This window comes from Shewanella carassii (genome assembly GCF_002777975.1).
GTDB classification, from domain to species: Bacteria; Pseudomonadota; Gammaproteobacteria; order Enterobacterales; family Shewanellaceae; genus Shewanella; species Shewanella carassii.
The window spans coordinates 522,030-540,234 of the sequence record NZ_NGVS01000033.1 but is presented as its reverse complement, the minus strand read 5'-3'; the positions used below and the strand labels follow the sequence as shown (position 1 = coordinate 540,234).

The following is an 18,205-nucleotide window of genomic DNA, read 5'->3' as shown; positions in this document are numbered from 1 at the left end:
CCCGTAGGCCCCAGTTTATTTTTTTAAGGCTTAACTTAAGCTTAACCGTCGATTTTGCTCGGCAGAGTCAAGCCAAAGTTGTGCCACAGGAAGGTGAAGATATCCGCCGCTTCATCTATCTTCATCGCCGTGGGTTTACCTGCGCCGTGACCGGCATTGGACTCGATACGCATGATAACCGGCTGATCACCCTGCTGCTTGGCCTGCATCATGGCGGCAAACTTGAAGCTGTGCAGCGGCACCACCCTGTCGTCGTGATCGGCCGTCATCACCATGGTCGCAGGATAAGCCTGAGACTTGACGTTGTGATATGGCGAGTAAGCCAGCAACGCCGGGAACTGCTCGGCATTGTCGGCACTGCCGTATTCACTGGTCCAGGCCCAGCCTATGGTGAACTTGTGGAATCTGAGCATATCCAGTACCCCAACGGCGGGCAGCACGGCGGCAAACAGATCCGGTCTTTGGGTCACGGCGGCGCCCATCAACAAACCACCATTACTGCGGCCATAGGCGCCAAGCTTGCTCTTGTTGGTATAGCCCTGGTCCAGCAGGTATTCGGCAGCGGCAAAATAGTCGTCAAACACATTTTGCTTCTTGTCGAACATACCTGCCTGGTGCCAGCTCTCACCATATTCGGCGCCGCCACGCAGGCTGGGCACAGCATAGATGCCGCCCATATCCAACCAGGCGATATTGGCCGGGCTGAACCTTGGGGTCATGGAGATGGCAAAACCACCGTAGGCGTACAGGAGTGTCGGGTTGGTGCCGTCTTTCTTCAGCCCTTTCTTGTAGGACAGCATCATCGGCACCTTGGTACCGTCCTTGCTGGTGTAGAACACCTGCTCGGATACATAATCATCCGGATTAAAGGCGATTTTAGGGCTCTGGTACAGCTCGGACTCACCTGTCTTGAAGTCAAACTTATAGGTGGTCTGCGGCTGCACATAGCTGTTGAAGGTGTAATAGAAGTAGTCTTTGCTGCGTTTGCCGTATGGGCCGGCAATCTTGCCTTTACCCGGCAGAGTCACGTCCTGGCGCTTGACGCCGCCCATGGAGTAGATGGACAGCTGTCCCAGCACGTCATGCAGTGAGCTCACCACCAGGTGATCATTGATGATACCGACACTGGCGATAGGATCCTTTGTCTCAGGGATCACTGTCTTCCAGTCTTTTTTGGCCGGACGGCGCAAATCTATCGCAATCACTTTGCCGTTGGGGGCATCGAGATCTGTCTTGAAGTAGAACACTGACTTGTCGTTGCCGATAAAGCTGTACTCGGCTTCCAACTCGGAAATCAGCTCGACCACTTCCGCTTTTGGATCTTTGAGTGACTTATAGAAGAAGCGGTTGCGGCTGTCGGTTCCCTGGGAGATAGACAGCAACAGATAGTCACCGTCTTCAGAGACACCGATACCAAAGCCCCAGTCCTTGTTTTGCGGTCTTTCATAAACCAGCTTGTCCTGGCTCTGATCTGTGCCCAGCTTGTGGTAGTAAACCTTTTGGTTGAAGTTGACATCGGCCATCTTGTCACCGCCGGCAGGGGCATCATAACGAGCATAGAATACGCCTTCGTTGGCGTGATCCCACACGGCAGAGGAGAACTTAATCCACTCCAGCTTGTCGCTGAGCAGTTTGCCGCTGGCAATATCCATAAACTGCCACTGTTGCCAGTCGGAACCGGACTCGGAGACACCATAAGCCAGCACCTTGCCATCGTCACTCACTGACACTCCTGACAGGGCAACTGTGCCCTTGTCGGAGAAAGCGTTGGGATCCAGCAACACCTTCTCATTACCCTGCTTGTCTTTGACATAGAGCACTGACTGGGCCTGCAGGCCGTCGTTGCGGTAATAGAAGGTATTGTCACCCTTTTCAAAGGGTGCAGAGATTTTTTCGTAGTTCCACAGGGTGGTGATCCTGTCGACTACCGCCTGCTTGTTGGGGATTGCCGACAGATACTCCTGTCCAAAAACCTGTTGCGCCTTGACCCAGGCTTCGGTTTCCGGGGTGCTTTCTTCCAAGTGACGATAAGGATCGGCAACCTGAACACCGTGAATGTTTTCAACCAGTACTTCGGCGCGAGTCGCCGGATACTGGGACTTAACGGCAGCCAGCGCATTCTGGCCCTCAGAATTATCAGCACTTTGGCAAGCGCCGAGCGCCAGGCTCAGACCAACCGCCAACAGCATAGGGCGAGCTAATTTTGTAGTTAGTATCATGGAAACTTCCTGTCCGACTAAATAAAGAGGCGTACAGCGGCGTTTTAGCAAAAAATGCAAACGCAGCGACTTGCAAAGTACTATACAAGCAAAAAAAACCGACACAATCGTCAAATTGCAATCTGTGCAAGGATTGAACAATGACAAATGTTAATAAAACGGCAACAAGGATTAATTATATAAATTGCAGATTTATGCAGCCACATTGAGTAAAGAAGCGAAACACGGGCTATAAGTGCATTTAAGTGACCTACATCACCTTTGTGTCATTAGTTTTACTTATCTCATGACGTAGTTTTTCTCGCTTGTTGCTGACACATTCTGTCACTAAAATGTGCCTCGTTTTCAGGAAGTATTTACCCCGGTAAATATGAAAACCAAGAACTTCAAAACTGTTGTGTAGTTTTCATGGCAGTTTTCCCTGGTTCTTATGCTTGACTTCCTTCCTTCAATTTGTTGATTGCAATGATTTAATTTTTGCGGCCCGCTTGTTTCAAGTGGGCTTTTTTTTTATGTTTTAATCGCCCCCTTTCCCAAAGACAACAAGGACCCGTATGTCACTGCTGCGTATATTGTTTGCTTACCTGTTACTGCTGGTCGGTGCTTTTTCAGCTTATATCTGTATTTTTGGTGCCTTCCAGAGCCTGCCGGAGCAACAACCGGCAAAATACTTTATGGTTATCTTCGGCGCCTTGCTGGCGGCTGTCAGCCTCACCCTCGCCGGTTTTCTCAACCGTCACCGTAACTGGCGCCGTTCCAGCGGTATCACCTTGTTGGCGGCAGCAGGTTTGGCGCTTCTGATCGTTGTGTCCGATGCATCATACCAAGACACGGCCCAGTTGCCGCCGATGATCGCCTTAAACGATTATGCGGTTGGTGGGCCCGTGGTTATTTTGGTGCTGCTGCTCGGCGGCTTGCTGCTGTGGCAAGGTATCAAGCAGCGACCCAAAGCTCACCTTTAAACCTTGTTCGCCCAAAGCTTGTGAAACTGAGATAGTTAACCTCGTTCGTCCTGATCTCTGTGCATAGGCACCTATACATTAAGCATCTATACATTAGATATCTGTGGATTCCATCAACCCTGAATCGGCACGCTTAAAAGCGGGACATCCTAGCAGAGGGGCGGGGCTAAAGCCCTGGCACATCCTCGCCAAAGATCGCCTTGAGGGGGCTAAAAGGCTTGATGGCAAAATCAAGCCATTTATCTCAGAGATATTGGGAGGGTGTCTATCGTGAGAACTCATTTACTTGGGTTTACTGGGGGGGTTGTTGGGAGATATAGCTGAGCCTAAGTACGCTCCGACATCAAGTCAAAAGGCGCCTTAAGGCGCCTTTTCTTGTCTTGTTTGCTCAGCGGCAAAAGCTTACTTGGTACCGAAAATCTTGTCACCAGCATCGCCCAAACCAGGCAGGATATAACCCTTATCGTTCAGGCACTGATCGACAGACGCTGTATAGAGTTCGATATCGGGATGTGCCTCTTCCAGCGCCTTAAGGCCCTCAGGAGCCGCAACCAACACCAACGCCTTGATATGCTTACAGCCACGCTTTTTCAGCAAGTCTATGGTGCAAATCATGGAGCCACCTGTGGCCAGCATGGGGTCAACTACCAATGCCAAACGCTCTTCCATATCGCTGGCGAGCTTCTCGAAATAAGGCACTGGCTCCAGAGTTTCTTCGTCACGATAAACACCGACGACAGAAATGCGGGCACTGGGAATGTTCTCCAGTACGCCGTCCATCATGCCAAGACCAGCACGCAGGATAGGCACTACTGTCACTTTCTTGCCTTTGATCTGTTCCACTTCAACCGGACCATTCCAGCCGTCAATGGTCACAGTTTCGGTTTCCAAACCTGCGGTTGCCTCGTAGGTTAACAGGCTGCCAACCTCAGCGGCGAGCTCACGAAAACGTTTGGTGCTGATCTCAGCTTCACGCATCAAACCAATTTTGTGGCGTACCAGCGGGTGTTTAACCTCGACAACTTTCATTCTTTTTCTCCTGATCTTGCGGGCGGGACGAGCAATCAGACTGGCAGCTCCAGGCGTGCAGAGCACAAACCAGCCGGATTTGGGCAAATTTGTGAGATTTTAGTTGATTTGTTCCAGCGGTAAAACAGAAAGTTTTATAAATCTGGTAAATCGTGACTTATATCCCTATGAATAAAGTGCAATCTTGGCTTTCGAGCCCCCCGGCAAACTGCTAGAATAGCGCCGCATAAAATCCATAACGATGTACCCGAGAGGATCAAGTGAGTACCCCTACCCCACTGAGCTATAAAGACGCCGGTGTCGATATCGATGCAGGCAACGCACTCGTCAATAACATCAAGTCCGTAGTCAAACGCACTCACCGTCCTGAAGTCATGGGCAACCTGGGTGGTTTTGGCGCCCTGTGTGAACTGCCAACCAAATACAAGCACCCTGTGCTGGTTTCCGGTACCGATGGTGTGGGCACCAAACTACGCCTGGCCATTGACTTCAAAAAGCATGACACTGTCGGTATCGACCTGGTGGCCATGTGTGTCAACGACCTGCTGGTTCAAGGCGCCGAGCCGCTGTTTTTCCTCGACTACTATGCTACCGGCAAGCTGGACGTCAATGTGGCGACCGACGTGGTCACAGGTATCGGCGAAGGTTGCTTCCAATCCGGTTGTGCCCTGATCGGTGGTGAAACCGCCGAAATGCCCGGCATGTACGAAGGCGCTGACTATGATCTGGCCGGTTTTTGTGTCGGTGTGGTAGAAAAAGAAGCCATCATCGACGGTAGCAAGGTACAGGCCGGTGATGCACTGATAGCCCTGGGCTCCAGTGGTCCTCACTCCAACGGTTACTCACTGATCCGTAAAGTCCTGGAAGTCAGTCAGGCCGACCCACAGCAAGATCTGGACGGCAAGCCGCTTATCGATCACCTGCTGGAACCAACCCGCATCTATGTCAAACCTTTGCTGGAACTGCTGGAAAAACACCCGGTTCACGCCATGGTACACATCACAGGCGGCGGTTTCTGGGAAAACATTCCAAGGGTACTGCCCGAAGGCGCCAAGGCCGTTATCCAGGGCGAGTCCTGGCAGTGGCCCAGCGTATTCAACTGGCTCAAGCAAGCCGGTAATATCACAGAACATGAAATGTACCGCACCTTTAACTGTGGTGTCGGTATGATAGTTGCCCTGCCTCAGGCCGAAGCCGCCGCCGCCATTGAGCTACTCAATGCCAAAGGTGAAAACGCCTGGCAGATAGGCACTATCGCCAATCGTAATCAACAAGAAGAGCAAGTGGAGATCCTTTAATGCAGGAGAGTTGTCGCATATTGGTAATGATTTCGGGCAATGGCAGTAATTTGCAGGCTGTTATCGACAGCTGTGATAGCAAGATGCCCGGGCGCGTGGTCGGAGTGATCAGCAACAAGGCCGATGCCTATGGTCTGATCCGGGCCCATCATGCCGAAATAGACACCAGTTGCGTCATCGCCCGCAAAGAGGAGTCCCGCGCCCAATACGATGCCAGACTGCAGGCGGCTATCGACAGATATCAGCCCGATCTCATCGTATTGGCCGGCTTTATGCGTATTCTCAGTGATGAGCTGGTCAGCCGTTACCAGGGCAAGATGCTCAATATCCACCCGTCACTGCTGCCCAAGTATCCTGGATTGGATACCCACAAGCGCGCCATCGAAGCCGGTGACAGCGAGCATGGCGCCAGCGTCCATTTTGTTACCCAGGCTCTGGACAGTGGCCCGGTGATTTTGCAGGCCAAAGTCCCAGTGTTTGCCGATGACACAGTGGCAACTCTGGCGGCCAGAGTGCACGAGCAGGAACACGCCATCTACCCAATAGTGGTGCGCTGGTTCTGTCAGGGCCGGTTGAAAATGGTCGATGGTAAAGCTTGGCTCGACGATGAAGCCATCGGCCCCAACGGCTACGCCCCGGACTGATCTCTGAGTAAACTTAAAGCGAAAAGGAGCCATACGGCTCCTTTTTTTATTACAACAATGGCTATTACAGCTATGGCGCAAGCTTACCTCTCCGCCTAATTTACCCGGATATGACGCTCCGTTACCGGCTTTTTACCGCGGCCAATTGTAATTTTATGACCAATGGCGTTAGATAGGGGCAGTTATCAGGACAGAACGAGACGCGCATGAAGAGTATTATCTGCGACATAGACGGCGTGCTGATGCACGACAACAAATTAATCCCCGGCAGTGACAAGTTTATCGCCCGGGTGCTGGAACAGGGAAACCCCTTGGTCATCTTGACCAACTATCCGGTGCAGACGGGCAAAGATCTGCAAAACCGCCTCGGTGCCGCCGGGCTGCATATTCCCGAAGAGTGTTTCTATACCTCGGCCATGGCGACCGCCGACTTTCTCAGGCACCAAGAAGGCAGCAAGGCCTTTGTCATAGGTGAAGGCGCCCTCACCCACGAACTTTACAAGGCTGGCTTTACCATTACCGATATCAACCCCGACTTTGTTATCGTCGGCGAAACTCGCTCCTACAACTGGGACATGATCCATAAAGCCGCCCGTTTTGTTGCCGATGGCGCCCGTTTTATTGCCACCAACCCGGATACCCATGGCCCGGCTTATAGCCCCGCCTGTGGCGCTCTCTGCGCGCCTATAGAGAGAATAAGCGGTCGCAGGCCCTTCTACGTGGGTAAACCCAGCAGTTGGATCATCCGCTCGGCCCTGAACCACATAGATGGTCATTCCGAAAATACCGTGATTATCGGCGATAACATGCGCACCGATATTCTGGCCGGTTTTCAGGCCGGACTGGAAACCATACTGGTCACCAGTGGGGTCAGCAAGCTGGAAGACATAGAGAAAGAGCCCTTCCGTCCCAACCATGTGTTTGCCTGCGCCGCCGACATCGACGTGATCTGAAACCATTGGTAACATTCCTTTTACCGCCTCCGCTTGTGCCGGGGGCGTTTTTTCGTCCATGATAGCGCACAGGCAAAGGCAAAGCCGTTGCCACTTCATACCTGACAATAAAAGCAACAACAGGATCCGTTATGCGCTTGATGATCCCCCTATGTACCCTGGCACTCTTGAGTGCCTGTAGCCAGACCAATACTGCCGACGACCCCATCCGCGTTGTCAGTTTCAATGAACAAGAGTTTCGCCAGGACATCCAAACCCTGGCTTCGGATGAGTTTGAAGGCCGGGCGCCGACAACCCGCGGCGAACAGCTGACTCTGGACTATCTCAGCCAGGCCTTTGCCGATATGGGGCTTGAGCCCGGTGTCAATGGCAGCTTTTTGCAAAAAGTGCCCATGGTGAGCTATACCGCCAGTGAAACCCAGGCAATACAGTTAGCCGGTATCGATTTTCAATATCCCCAGGATCTGGTGCTCAGCAGTCGCCATGATGTCAAACGCGTCGATATCACCAACGCGCCGCTGGTGTTTGTCGGTTACGGTATCAACGCCCCCGAATACGACTGGAATGACTACCAAGGCCTGGACATGAAGGGCAAAATCGCCCTTATTCTGGTAAATGACCCCGGCTTTGCCCGTCCGGATCTCGGTAAATTCAACGGCAAGGCGATGACCTATTACGGTCGCTGGACCTACAAGTATGAAGAAGCCAGCCGTCAAGGCGCATTGGGCGCCATTATCATTCACGATACGGCTCCTGCCGCTTATCCCTGGTCTGTGGTGGAAAACAGCTGGACCGGCCCACAGCAGGATCTGGCCTCGGACTCCGGCAATGAGCGAGTGGCAGTGGAAGGCTGGATAACCCTGGACGCCGCCAAAAAGGTGTTTGCCAAGGCCGGGCTTGAACTGGACAGTGCCATCAGCCGCGCCGCCCTCGGCCCAACGCAACTGACGCTGGGGCAAACCGCCAGCATAGGTTTCGACAACAAGGCCGAGTATGGCGACAGCTACAATGTGGTTGCCACTCTGCCGGGCAGCAGCCGCGCCAATGAGCATATTCTGTTTACCGGCCACTGGGATCATCTGGGCATGAGCAGTTCGGCCGAAGGCGACAAGGTGTTCAATGGCGCCATGGACAACGCCTCCGGCATCGCCGGCATGCTGGCCATCGCCCGTGAGTTTGCCGCCGACGCCAAGGCTGGCAAGCGCCTGAAGCGCTCGCTGACTTTTATCGCCACCACAGGCGAAGAGCAAGGTCTGCTGGGATCACGTTTCTATGCCGCCCAGCCCGCCTATCCACTGGAAAACACCATAGGGGTGATTAATCTCGACAGCACCAATATCTATGGCCGCACCAAAGACTTCACCATAGTGGGCAAAGGCAAGTCTGAGCTGGAGCGTTATCTGGAAGCCGCGCTCAAGACCCAGGGCCGCTATGCCTCGGCAGAGAAACACCCCGAGTCCGGCGGTTTCTTCCGCTCGGATCACTTCAGTTTTGCCCAGTATGGCGTACCTGCGGTATTTGCCGGTGGCGGCAGCGAACCTGTAGATCAGGCCACCGCTGACTACAAAGCAGCGATGAAACAACAGATGAAGGGCTGCTATCACAACCTCTGCGATGAGTATCATGCCAACTGGGATCTCTCCGGCGCGCTGGAAGATCTCGCCGTGTACTACAAGGCCGCCGAACGCTTGGCGGATTCGGCCGACCGCCCGGGTTATTTCAAGGGCACAGAGTTTCACAGCCTGCGACCAGAAACCGGCGTTACTCCGGCGATTTAACCAGACGCATTTCCCTATCCCCCAAGGCGCCTCCGGCGCCTTTTTGTGTTGTTTTCCGGGCCGATAAATCGATCGCCGATAAAAACAGCGGCTTTGGGAAAGCGCCAATTTGCACGCGGTTACAGCAGACTAAAATGCAGATCTTTCACCAATTAAGCGATTAAATTATTCAACCTGCAAAAAAGCCACCAAACAAACAGGTTAAAATTTATAAATTAGACCATTTTTATGATTTATATTTAAAAATAACGCTTGGCTTTTGAGAATTCTACAGGCAAAGTGGAGCCATTGCTGAAGAAACACCAAGTTTGGAGTCTTACCATGTGTTCAATTTTTGCCATTCTCGATATCCAGTCTGATGCCGCCGCTCTGAGAAGCACAGCGCTGGAGATGTCCAAACTGATGCGTCACCGCGGCCCTGACTGGTCGGGTATTCATACCACTGCAAGAGCCATTCTCGCCCATGAGCGGCTGGCCATTGTCGATATCGAACACGGTGCCCAGCCGCTGTTATCTGCAGACGGCCAATTGGTGCTGGCAGTCAACGGTGAAATCTACAACCACAAAGAACTCAAGGCCGAGCTCGGCGACAAGTACAGCTACCAGACCAACTCGGATTGCGAAGTGATCCTGGCGCTGTATCAGGAATATGGCTGCGACTTTCTCGATAAGCTCAACGGTATTTTTGCCTTTGTACTCTATGACAAGGCCAAGGACTGCTACCTCGTAGGCCGGGATCACATGGGGATCATCCCGCTTTACACCGGCCGCGATACCAGTGGCAACTTCTATGTCGCCTCCGAGATGAAGGCACTGGTCCCCGTATGTAAAACTGTGGAAGTATTCAGCCCCGGGCATTACCTCTACAGTGCAGATGACGCGCCGGTGCAATACTATCAGCGTGACTGGCGCGACTATGAAGCGGTAGCCCAAAACAGCGCCTCCAGCGAAGAGTTGCGCGAAGCGTTGGAAGCCGCGGTAAAACGCCAGCTGATGTCAGATGTGCCCTATGGCGTTTTGCTGTCTGGCGGGCTGGATTCCTCGGTGATTTCCGCCATTACCCAAACTTTTGCCAAGCGCCGTATTGAAGACAACGACGCCTCCGATGCCTGGTGGCCACAGCTGCACTCCTTTGCCGTGGGCCTGAAAGGGGCGCCGGATCTGGCAGCGGCGCAAAAGGTCGCCGATGCCATAGGCACCATACACCATGAGCTGCACTTCACCTTCCAGGAAGGCCTGGATGCCATCAAGGAGGTGATTTATCACCTGGAAACCTATGATGTCACCACCATACGCGCTGCAACCCCCATGTATTTGATGGCGCGCAAGATCAAGGCAATGGGGATCAAGATGGTGCTCTCGGGCGAAGGAGCCGATGAACTGTTCGGCGGTTACCTCTATTTCCACAAGGCACCCAACGCCCGCGCCTTCCACGAAGAACTGGTACGTAAACTCGACAAGCTACACCTGTACGACTGCCTGCGGGCCAACAAGGCCATGGCAGCCTGGGGCCTGGAAGCCCGGGTACCCTTCCTCGACAAGGAGTTTATGGACGTGGCCATGCGCCTGAACCCAGAAGCCAAGATGTCGCGCGATGGCCGAATTGAAAAGCATATTCTGCGTGAAGCCTTCGAGCATAAGCTCCCGGCCGAAGTCGCCTGGCGCCAGAAAGAGCAGTTCAGTGACGGTGTGGGTTACTCCTGGATTGATGGCCTGAAAGAACATGCCGCCGCCCAGGTGGAGGATAAAGAGCTGGCCAACGCCCGTTTCCGCTTCCCGCACAACACGCCGGAAACCAAGGAAGCCTACTTCTATCGCTGTTTCTTTGAAGAGCACTTCCCGCTGGAGTCGGCAGCACTGACGGTACCGGGTGGTAAATCGGTTGCCTGCTCTACCCCGGAAGCGCTGGCCTGGGATGAGAGCCTGTCAGGCATCATAGATCCTTCCGGCCGAGCGGTGCGCTCTGTGCATACCGCATCTTATTGAGCTAAAGTAAAAACCATAAAGGCGCCGAATGGCGCCTTTATTCATTAACTTAAATCCGCTTCTGTGCCGCTTTATTTGCTTTGAGCTTGTTCACTTGCGCCTTGTTCTCAGCACTCTAAGCCCGGCCGTTACTTGGTCACGCTCAACTTGTCGCTGCCGACAGCGCTCGAGAATAGCCTGCCGCTCGCTGTCCGTTGCCTGATGCCAGGCCAGAATTTCTTCCAGCGTCCTGAAACACCCCAGGCAAACATCTTGCAGGTCCAGGCAGCAGTGGCGAATACAGGGAGAGTCCACCCTGTTACTGCGCTTTGGCTGCCTGGACATATTAGCTTCTTAGCTACCGCGCTTAAGGTAGCTTGGCTGATGCAGCTCAGTAACCTCCAGCGATACACTGTCGGCTTTGGCCGCAATCGGCTCCAGTGCGGCAAACACGCTTCGGGTCAGGGCTTGCTTTTGCTCATCGGTGCGCCCCGGCATAATGGCCAAACGCACATGGATAAAGCTTTGAGTGCTGTCCTCCCCTACCAGGAAATGCTCACAGGCATGTGCTCTACTCTTGATGGCAGATGGTGTGAACAAGCCTGAGTCTATGGCACCTTGGTGCACCGCCTGAACCAGTTTGGCAACCGGCAACTGCTGCGCCAGGGGCGCCGAATACTCAATAATACAGTGAGGCATAATCCTTCCTTGTAAAGGGAGAAGCGTCCGGGGCTATTCAGACCAGACGGCATACTCGTTTTGGCTCGGGCAGCGAAAATGAAAGCGCCGACCGCCGGGGAAACTGAAAATATCTTTACTGATCTCGCCGCCATGGGCCTTGACGGCCTCCAGGCTGGCATTCAAATCATTTGAGTAGAGCACCAACAGCGGGCAGCCATTGAGGGTATCGAAGTTCACCGATGAACGGAAAAAACCGCCATCGATCCCGGCCTGGGTAAAGCAGCTGTAGTCCGGGCCATAGTCAACAAAGCCCCAACCAAACACCGCCTGAAAAAACGCTTTAGTGGCTTCCAGTTCCCGGGCGGGAAGTTCAAGATAGTTAATCGTATGATGTAACGCCATGGATTTCCTCCCGCCGCTTGAGCGACTTGATTGCTGTAATACTTAATATGCTGAAAAGCTGCTACTTGACCGCGCTTATCGCCAATGCCTGATAGCCATAGTTATAGCAAGCGTTGCAGGTATACGCTGACCAGCCCTATCAAACCGCCAAAGACACCGCCCCAGACAACCAGCCAGCCCAGGTGAGTTTTAATCATCTGCTGCACCATCTCTTTGACCAACTGCGGCGTTAACTCGGCCAACCGCTGCTCGACAATATCCTGAATTTGACTGCGCATATCGGCCATCACTCCGGGCTGCTCCAGCTCGCCCTTGAGCAGCTCGTAAAAATCATCACTCTTGGCAATATCTGCCAGCGATTGTTGCATCTTTTCAATAAAGGGTTGCTTGAGCGGAGTAAGAGCTTCAGCGCCGCCAAACATGGATAACATGCCCCCCAATGATGACTGGGCAACCGTGGCCACCAAAGCATCGAAGGCCGGAGCCAAGTCTACCTTGGTGATAACACCGGAGAGATCCAGGCTCTGCTTGTCCGAGCGGGTAGACAGGAAACGGTCGATATTGGCTTCGGAGAAGAACTGCTCCATCATCAGCTCGCTGATCGCTTGCTTGAACTGCTCGAAACGAGCCGGGATCACCCCTGAACCATAGAGACCCGGCACCTTTTCAAACAACATATGCACCGCCAGCCAGTTGGTAATGGCGCCGGATACGGCAAATAGGCCTATGTTAAATAACACATCTGAGTGCATGCCATAGCCGGTCAGCATAATGGCCAGCGCCAAGAGATTGGTAACCGCGCTCTTGTCGAGCACAGGTGTCTGTTGTACTGCTGTTTTCAATCTAAAATCCCCTGAAATTAAAACCCGCTAATGGTAGCAAACAGGGGGCAGCAGATTAAAGTAGTGCGTGATACAGACCTTGCTCTGTGTCATCCCCGGTTGCGGACATGAAGGACTCACCGAATTTGCGCTTCACCGCCAACACCTTGGCATCCTGTGCCAGAGTACGGGCTCTATGAGTGAGTTCTTTGGCAATTCCCTGACCTCGGTAATCGGGCAATACAAAGAGATCATCGAGATACCACAAGGGCTGGAGTAATAAAGAAGAGAATGAAGGAAAGAGCTGAGTGAATGCCAATGGGAAATCGCCTTCGGTGGCGATAAAGATCATCGAATCATTTTCCTGCAAGCGAGAGCGTAAAAATTCGCGACAACGACCGAGATCCGACTCTTGTCCCAGTTCCTGCCGATATTCATCAAACAACAGGATCAGTTGCTCCAAATCCATTTCAGTAGCCAAACGTATTTGCATTTTTCATCCCTGAATACAAGTTGAAATCTTACTATTTGCCAAAGGCAAAACGACAATAAACTTCTTAAACAAGGCAAGGCTAACATAGAAAAGCTTCTCTGGCAGCAGCTTTAGGCTGCCCTCCCCCCAAGCCTGTTCCCGTTCATGCCCATCCTGGCAGCCGTTTTCAACGAGCACACAAACCCAAGTAGACTTAGCGGTATTGGTCGGCGATAACAACTGAAATAGCCCCCAGCCATCAAGTACTGAAACAGGCAATTTAACAATTGGAATATTGCTCATATGATTTGCCGGGCACAGTTGTTTTAATAGCTAATTATGTTGCCAACCCCCACAAAATCAGGGTTTTATTGCCTTTGTTAAAAAACTTGACCTTAAGCTAATTGTTTTACTAATAGGTACTGGGTATTGTATAGCCAATTCAACCAGTTAGCTTTAGCTTTTTCTTAAGCGAAGGCTCTGCGACAAGGATACTTTTCCGTTTGTAACGGTATTCAGGGACGAACAACATGTCGTGCCCGTGCGGTAGCTATGGCTTTACTTAACGCTTTTTGTCGGGCTTGAGTTTTAGGGTCCTTGGTTTTAAGGCGCTTAGTTTTAAGGTGCTTGGTTTTAAGGCCCTTGGTTGCAGGGCTTGAAGCGCTCATGGTAAGTACCTCAGAACTGATTTTCTATACAGTATTATTGACGTTCCTGACAATATGCTGGGAAGTTGCAGCTAAGTTTGCGCGTTATTTCTGTAACATTTTAGAAAATAGCATTAAATTCATAAACTTAAAAATACAGCTGGTAGATAATAGGTTTGGAAACCGCGCATGCGCGTTTAGCTGCAAGGGATATTAGGACTAAATGGTATTATATCCAGCTAATTCAAACAGATAGCGATGCGCGTTTATACTCCTCCGAGGACTAAAACGCGCATGCGTACTATACAGCTGTTATACCTATTAAAGAGTAAGGAGAAATATTTTGACAGGAACTGAAATTATAGGATTGGTGGCATCTATTGTCTCATTGATCATTGGTGGCTTTGCGATTTGGCTATCGGTAACGTTCTATAAGATGTCAACAAAAAATACACAAGATTTGGAGAGAGCTTCGTCAAATATTAATTCTACAGTTACTAGACTTGAAGTTCTTTTCGAAAAGCTATATGCAGATACCTTTGGAATGATGAAAGATACAGTAACTGATATGAGAAATCATGTTTGGAATTCCAGCGATTTTTCACGGTCAGATAAAACAGAAATAGAAAATAGTTTTGTTAAGCTAAAAGAAGAAATTAATGAAAGTATTGAGGCTCTCATATCTAGTCATGGGGATTCAAAAAAACAAGTGAGCGCTATTGCAGAACAGATTGAAAACTTAGTAAGTGAGAAAATTGATCACACGGCTAAAGAGCAATCTGAAAAATCTTGGAAAGAGAAAGAAAAAATTATTCTATCCACATTGGCCAAGCATGGTCCTATGACAACAGGAAATATTAGACGACTTCCAGGTTTAGAAGAAGACGAAGCAGCATCAATGCTTTTTATCTTAAGAAAAAATAATGAGGTAATCTGGGACGGATCGCCGGAAATGTTTGATTCAGAAACTATTGTGAGATTACCCAAGAAGGTATAACAATCGCAAGCATGCAGGGACCAATTTTCCGCTGCGCTTCAAATTGGCCCCTGTTGCGGGCGTTATATGGCAACCAACATTCGTACATAATCGATAGTAAGCATTAGGAAAAATCATGTTAAGGATAAATGACTCCATTAATTTTCAAGGTCAAGAATTTATTATCTCTTCCTTTTTAGGTCAGGGAGGAATGGGTCATGTTTTCTCTATCCTTGAGAAGAATGGAACATTACGATTAGCTCTTAAATCTCTACAATATTATATTCAAGATGACAACAATCATCGGTCACTTATAAATGAATGGGATAAAGCACAAACAATACAACACGAAAATGTGATTCAATACCACGGATTTCACGATGGACTATCAGACCCCAGTACACCATTTCTCGTAATGGAGTATGCTGAAGATGGTTCTTTAGAAGATTTCATCAAAGACCAAAAAGAATTGTTGGATGAAAGTGTCTGCCTAGAGATATTTCACCAAATAATTAATGGAATGGAAGCTGTAAATAAGATATTAGTTCATCGTGACATAAAGCCAGATAATATTTTTCTAAGCAATGGCGTTTTTAAAATTGCAGATTTTGGGTTGGCCAAAATTGCGCAAGAAAAAACACGTTCAAAGACTTTTAAAGGATGGGGTACAGAGCCATATATAGCACCAGAAGCCTATCGAGCAGAAAAGAACACTATCCAAATGGATATGTATTCTATCGGACATGTTTTTTATCAAATAGCAGCATTAAAACATGCATTCGGACAACAGTTAGATTGGGAACAAGCACACCTTACTATAGTGCCAAAACTAGTAAGTGAAGAAAATTCAAGAATATCACCAAAAGTTGCATCTGTTATTAATAAATTAATGGCTAAAAGACCAAACATGCGTTACAGCTCATGGGAAGATGTAAGGAGTGACCTTTTAAGTTCTACACAAAATACTGGATCACATAAATCTGCAATCGATAAAATTATTCAGAACAAAATTGCTAGAGACCAGCAGGCTGAAAAAGAAGAGTCTGAGAGACAGCGAATTCAAAGTGAGAAAAAGAGAAAAGAAGGTATTTTGAATTTTCAATTTGAAAATGAAGTCATTAAACCACTTTCAGATTTCGTTGATGATTTCAATAAAGTCTCAGGTACAACTGGCAGTATGAAAATACACCAAGCTTATGGTATGGGAGATTTGAGGTATGACATTACATTCAGCAATAAGAAAGTGAACATCTGGTTTCACAAGATTACTGAGCATGACGTAATTAAACGTTATGGCAATGATATGTGGGGTGAACGCAAAGAGTTTCTAATTAAGCCTGAACTAAATCGAAAATCTGTTTTAGCATGGGGAGGAATAGAGTCCTCAGATGGAAAAGGGATAAATATTGTTCTTGTAGAATCCGACATTGATGAATATGGTGACTTATATATTTTAGAAAATACTCACTCAGGATTAGCTAGGCAGAGAGATAATAGGCCAGACCCATTCGCCTTTACGAGTAACGAGCTGCCAAAAGAAATACATAATGTTGGTGCTATGCATATTTATAATACTCAAGTAAATGAGTTCAATATTGAAAAATTAGTAAATTTTGTTTCCAATTCATTTTGAATCTAGCCTCAAGCCATATAACAAGTAAATCCAAGNGTGACATCAGTTGGTTCATGCGTTGTCTTAATGAACCGATAGCGCGTCAAGCCAATCAGGAAGATAACTGTACCGGTCGATTTTATTCGCCGCCATCCCTGGCGCTCTCCCTGCGGGCCAGCTAAAGCTGTTCAAATTTATTCCGGATAAATTTGTGGGAGGGAAGATTTAAGTCACAAGCCTTACTTGATGAAGCCGCAGTGTTAACCTGCATGGCCTACGTTGACCTCAACCCCATCAGAGCCAAGATGGCCGATACGCCTGAGCAGTCAGAACATACCAGCATTCGGCTACGTATTCAGGCAGCCTTGAAAGGTAGGAAAAAATGGACACCCTGCGTTAATGGCGCGGTAGTTAGCCTCCGACTATGCTTTTTTTAAGCATTTAACAAGGAGGTTATTATGCCGCGCCCTCGCCGAACTCAAATCAGCCTTGAAGATAACCACTGTTGCAGCCGCGAAAAAAATATGGACACCCAGCGTTAATGGCGCGGTAGTTAGCCTCCGACTATGCTTTGTTTAAGCATTTAACAAGGAGGTTATTATGCCGCGCCCTCGCCGAACTCAAATCAGCCTTGAAGATACACCCTACTACCACTGTTGCAGCCGCGTGGTACGGCGAGCCTTTCTGTGTGGTGATGATGCCTACTCGGGCAAGAATTATGACCACCGNCGTTAATGGCGCGGTAGTTAACCTCCGACTATGCTTTTTTTAAGCATTTAACAAGGAGGTTATTATGCCGCGCCCTCGCCGAACTCAAATCAGCCTAGAAGATACGCCTTACTACCATTGTTGCAGCCGCGTGGTACGGCGAGCCTTTCTGTGTGATGATGCCTACTCGGGCAAGAATTATGACCACCGCCGTGGTTGGGTAGAATCGTTACTGTTTGAACTGGAAGCCGTTTTTGCCATTGATGTGGCGGCATTCGCCATCATGAGTAATCATCTGCATCTGGTGTTGCATATCGATATAGAGACAGCAAACCGATGGACTGACAGAGAAGTGCTTGAGCAATGGCACAAGCTGTTCAAAGGTGATGAGTTAACCCGCAAATTCACCCAGGGTGAGCTGATTGAAGTGTATGAAGTGCCCAGGCTGAAGCATACTATCGCGATTTATCGCAGCAGGTTATGTGACATCAGTTGGTTCATGCGTTGTCTCAACGAACCGATAGCGCGTCAAGCCAATCAAGAGGATAACTGTACCGGCCGATTCTATTCGCCGCCATCCGGCATTTTGCAACCAGTTGCCAGTTCTTTCAAACAGCCTGAACATCACGCTATTTATCTCAACCGCAGTCATTGAAATCCCCTGAACATGGGTAGGGCTAGCACGGCTCAAATCTCGCATTTTTGCGTGAAATCGGTTCGATTTCATCAAACCTCTGCAACTCACGAATATCTTTCGGCCTCAGCGTACTCAAATCACCTAGCGCTGCTTGAACGCAGACTGAAAGAAGATTAAGTTATTGTTTTACAGTGGGTGGCTTGATTTTTTATTTTGATTTTTCTTTTCGCCCTCATAGTTCACTGAACTATATGCCGCCCGTTGCGAATGCCAAGCAAGCAGCATAAGCTGGAAAATCTCATCAAGAGATTGGTACTAATCTCGGGGAAAGGTCACTCCGAGGACTAAAACGCGCATGCGTGCTTTATAGCTGTTATAAGCTATTTATATTATGTAAACTT

At 49.6% G+C, this 18,205-nt stretch carries 16 protein-coding genes and 3 pseudogenes; 11 read left to right on the top strand and 8 right to left on the bottom strand.

Features of this window, described 5'->3' with window-relative positions; all coding sequences use genetic code 11:
- Window positions 1–41: 41 nt before the first annotated feature.
- Window positions 42–2,219 carry a prolyl oligopeptidase family serine peptidase gene (locus tag CBE72_RS18620; RefSeq protein ID WP_100145679.1) on the bottom strand — a complete coding sequence of 726 codons (2,178 nt, stop codon included), beginning with the start codon at window positions 2,217–2,219 and terminating at the stop codon, window positions 42–44.
- A 554-nt stretch (window positions 2,220–2,773) separates the two neighbouring features.
- Between CBE72_RS18620 and CBE72_RS18615 the strand changes: the two genes are divergently transcribed.
- Window positions 2,774–3,181 (top strand): hypothetical protein, encoded by a 408-nt coding sequence (locus tag CBE72_RS18615; RefSeq protein WP_100145678.1) that lies wholly within the window; start codon window positions 2,774–2,776, stop codon window positions 3,179–3,181.
- Window positions 3,182–3,583: 402 nt separating this feature from the next.
- On the opposite strand, the gene upp is transcribed toward CBE72_RS18615, so the two are convergent.
- A complete protein-coding gene (gene upp / locus CBE72_RS18610; protein ID WP_100145677.1) occupies window positions 3,584–4,210 on the bottom strand; it encodes a uracil phosphoribosyltransferase in 627 nt (208 codons plus the stop codon).
- Between the two features lie 260 nt (window positions 4,211–4,470).
- On the opposite strand from upp, the gene purM reads away from it, so the two are divergent.
- The 5 genes from purM to asnB all read left to right on the top strand — a co-directional run bounded on the left by purM (window position 4,471) and on the right by asnB (window position 10,869).
- Window positions 4,471–5,508 carry a phosphoribosylformylglycinamidine cyclo-ligase gene (gene purM, locus CBE72_RS18605; RefSeq protein ID WP_100145676.1) on the top strand — a complete coding sequence of 346 codons (1,038 nt, stop codon included), beginning with the start codon at window positions 4,471–4,473 and terminating at the stop codon, window positions 5,506–5,508.
- Complete coding sequence (gene purN / locus CBE72_RS18600) at window positions 5,508–6,152, top strand: phosphoribosylglycinamide formyltransferase (protein WP_100145675.1); 645 nt, start codon at window positions 5,508–5,510, stop codon at window positions 6,150–6,152. Before purM ends, purN begins: the two co-directional genes overlap by 1 nt.
- A 206-nt stretch (window positions 6,153–6,358) precedes the next feature.
- Complete coding sequence (locus CBE72_RS18595; RefSeq protein ID WP_100145674.1) at window positions 6,359–7,105, top strand: HAD-IIA family hydrolase; 747 nt, start codon at window positions 6,359–6,361, stop codon at window positions 7,103–7,105.
- A gap of 131 nt (window positions 7,106–7,236) precedes the next feature.
- The gene (locus CBE72_RS18590) at window positions 7,237–8,883 is read left to right on the top strand and encodes a M28 family metallopeptidase (protein ID WP_100145673.1); all 1,647 of its coding nucleotides are present in this window, start codon (window positions 7,237–7,239) and stop codon (window positions 8,881–8,883) included.
- 321 nt (window positions 8,884–9,204) lie between these two features.
- Window positions 9,205–10,869, top strand: a complete 1,665-nt coding sequence (asnB, locus tag CBE72_RS18585) for an asparagine synthase B (protein ID WP_100145672.1) — start codon at window positions 9,205–9,207, stop codon at window positions 10,867–10,869.
- A 90-nt stretch (window positions 10,870–10,959) separates the two neighbouring features.
- Here asnB and CBE72_RS18580 read toward each other — a convergent pair whose 3' ends face one another.
- The 6 genes from CBE72_RS18580 to CBE72_RS18555 all read right to left on the bottom strand — a co-directional run bounded on the left by CBE72_RS18580 (window position 10,960) and on the right by CBE72_RS18555 (window position 13,527).
- A complete protein-coding gene (locus tag CBE72_RS18580; protein WP_039035487.1) occupies window positions 10,960–11,193 on the bottom strand; it encodes a DUF1289 domain-containing protein in 234 nt (77 codons plus the stop codon).
- Window positions 11,194–11,202: 9 nt separating this feature from the next.
- Window positions 11,203–11,547 carry a 5-carboxymethyl-2-hydroxymuconate Delta-isomerase gene (locus CBE72_RS18575; protein WP_100145671.1) on the bottom strand — a complete coding sequence of 115 codons (345 nt, stop codon included), beginning with the start codon at window positions 11,545–11,547 and terminating at the stop codon, window positions 11,203–11,205.
- Between the two features lie 33 nt (window positions 11,548–11,580).
- Complete coding sequence (locus CBE72_RS18570; RefSeq protein ID WP_039035489.1) at window positions 11,581–11,931, bottom strand: VOC family protein; 351 nt, start codon at window positions 11,929–11,931, stop codon at window positions 11,581–11,583.
- Between the two features lie 101 nt (window positions 11,932–12,032).
- Window positions 12,033–12,701 carry a DUF445 domain-containing protein gene (locus CBE72_RS18565; protein ID WP_100145821.1) on the bottom strand — a complete coding sequence of 223 codons (669 nt, stop codon included), beginning with the start codon at window positions 12,699–12,701 and terminating at the stop codon, window positions 12,033–12,035.
- Window positions 12,702–12,828: 127 nt separating this feature from the next.
- Complete coding sequence (locus tag CBE72_RS18560; protein ID WP_100145670.1) at window positions 12,829–13,245, bottom strand: GNAT family N-acetyltransferase; 417 nt, start codon at window positions 13,243–13,245, stop codon at window positions 12,829–12,831.
- Window positions 13,246–13,248: 3 nt separating this feature from the next.
- A complete protein-coding gene (locus tag CBE72_RS18555; RefSeq protein ID WP_100145669.1) occupies window positions 13,249–13,527 on the bottom strand; it encodes a hypothetical protein in 279 nt (92 codons plus the stop codon).
- 687 nt (window positions 13,528–14,214) lie between these two features.
- On the opposite strand from CBE72_RS18555, the gene CBE72_RS18550 reads away from it, so the two are divergent.
- From CBE72_RS18550 to CBE72_RS18535, 5 genes and pseudogenes are all read left to right on the top strand, one after another.
- On the top strand, window positions 14,215–14,868 hold the full coding sequence (locus tag CBE72_RS18550; protein WP_100145668.1) for a hypothetical protein: 654 nt from the start codon (window positions 14,215–14,217) through the stop codon (window positions 14,866–14,868).
- A gap of 115 nt (window positions 14,869–14,983) precedes the next feature.
- Window positions 14,984–16,480: a serine/threonine-protein kinase gene (locus CBE72_RS18545; protein WP_100145667.1), complete on the top strand. Its 1,497-nt coding sequence runs from the start codon at window positions 14,984–14,986 to the stop codon at window positions 16,478–16,480.
- 38 nt (window positions 16,481–16,518) lie between these two features.
- Window positions 16,519–16,839: pseudogene (locus CBE72_RS20490) on the top strand (hypothetical protein); the annotation flags it as partial.
- 220 nt (window positions 16,840–17,059) lie between these two features.
- Window positions 17,060–17,191, top strand: a pseudogene (locus CBE72_RS18540) (transposase); the annotation flags it as partial.
- A 61-nt stretch (window positions 17,192–17,252) separates the two neighbouring features.
- A pseudogene (locus tag CBE72_RS18535) lies at window positions 17,253–17,735 on the top strand (transposase); the annotation flags it as partial.
- Window positions 17,736–18,205 lie beyond the last annotated feature (470 nt).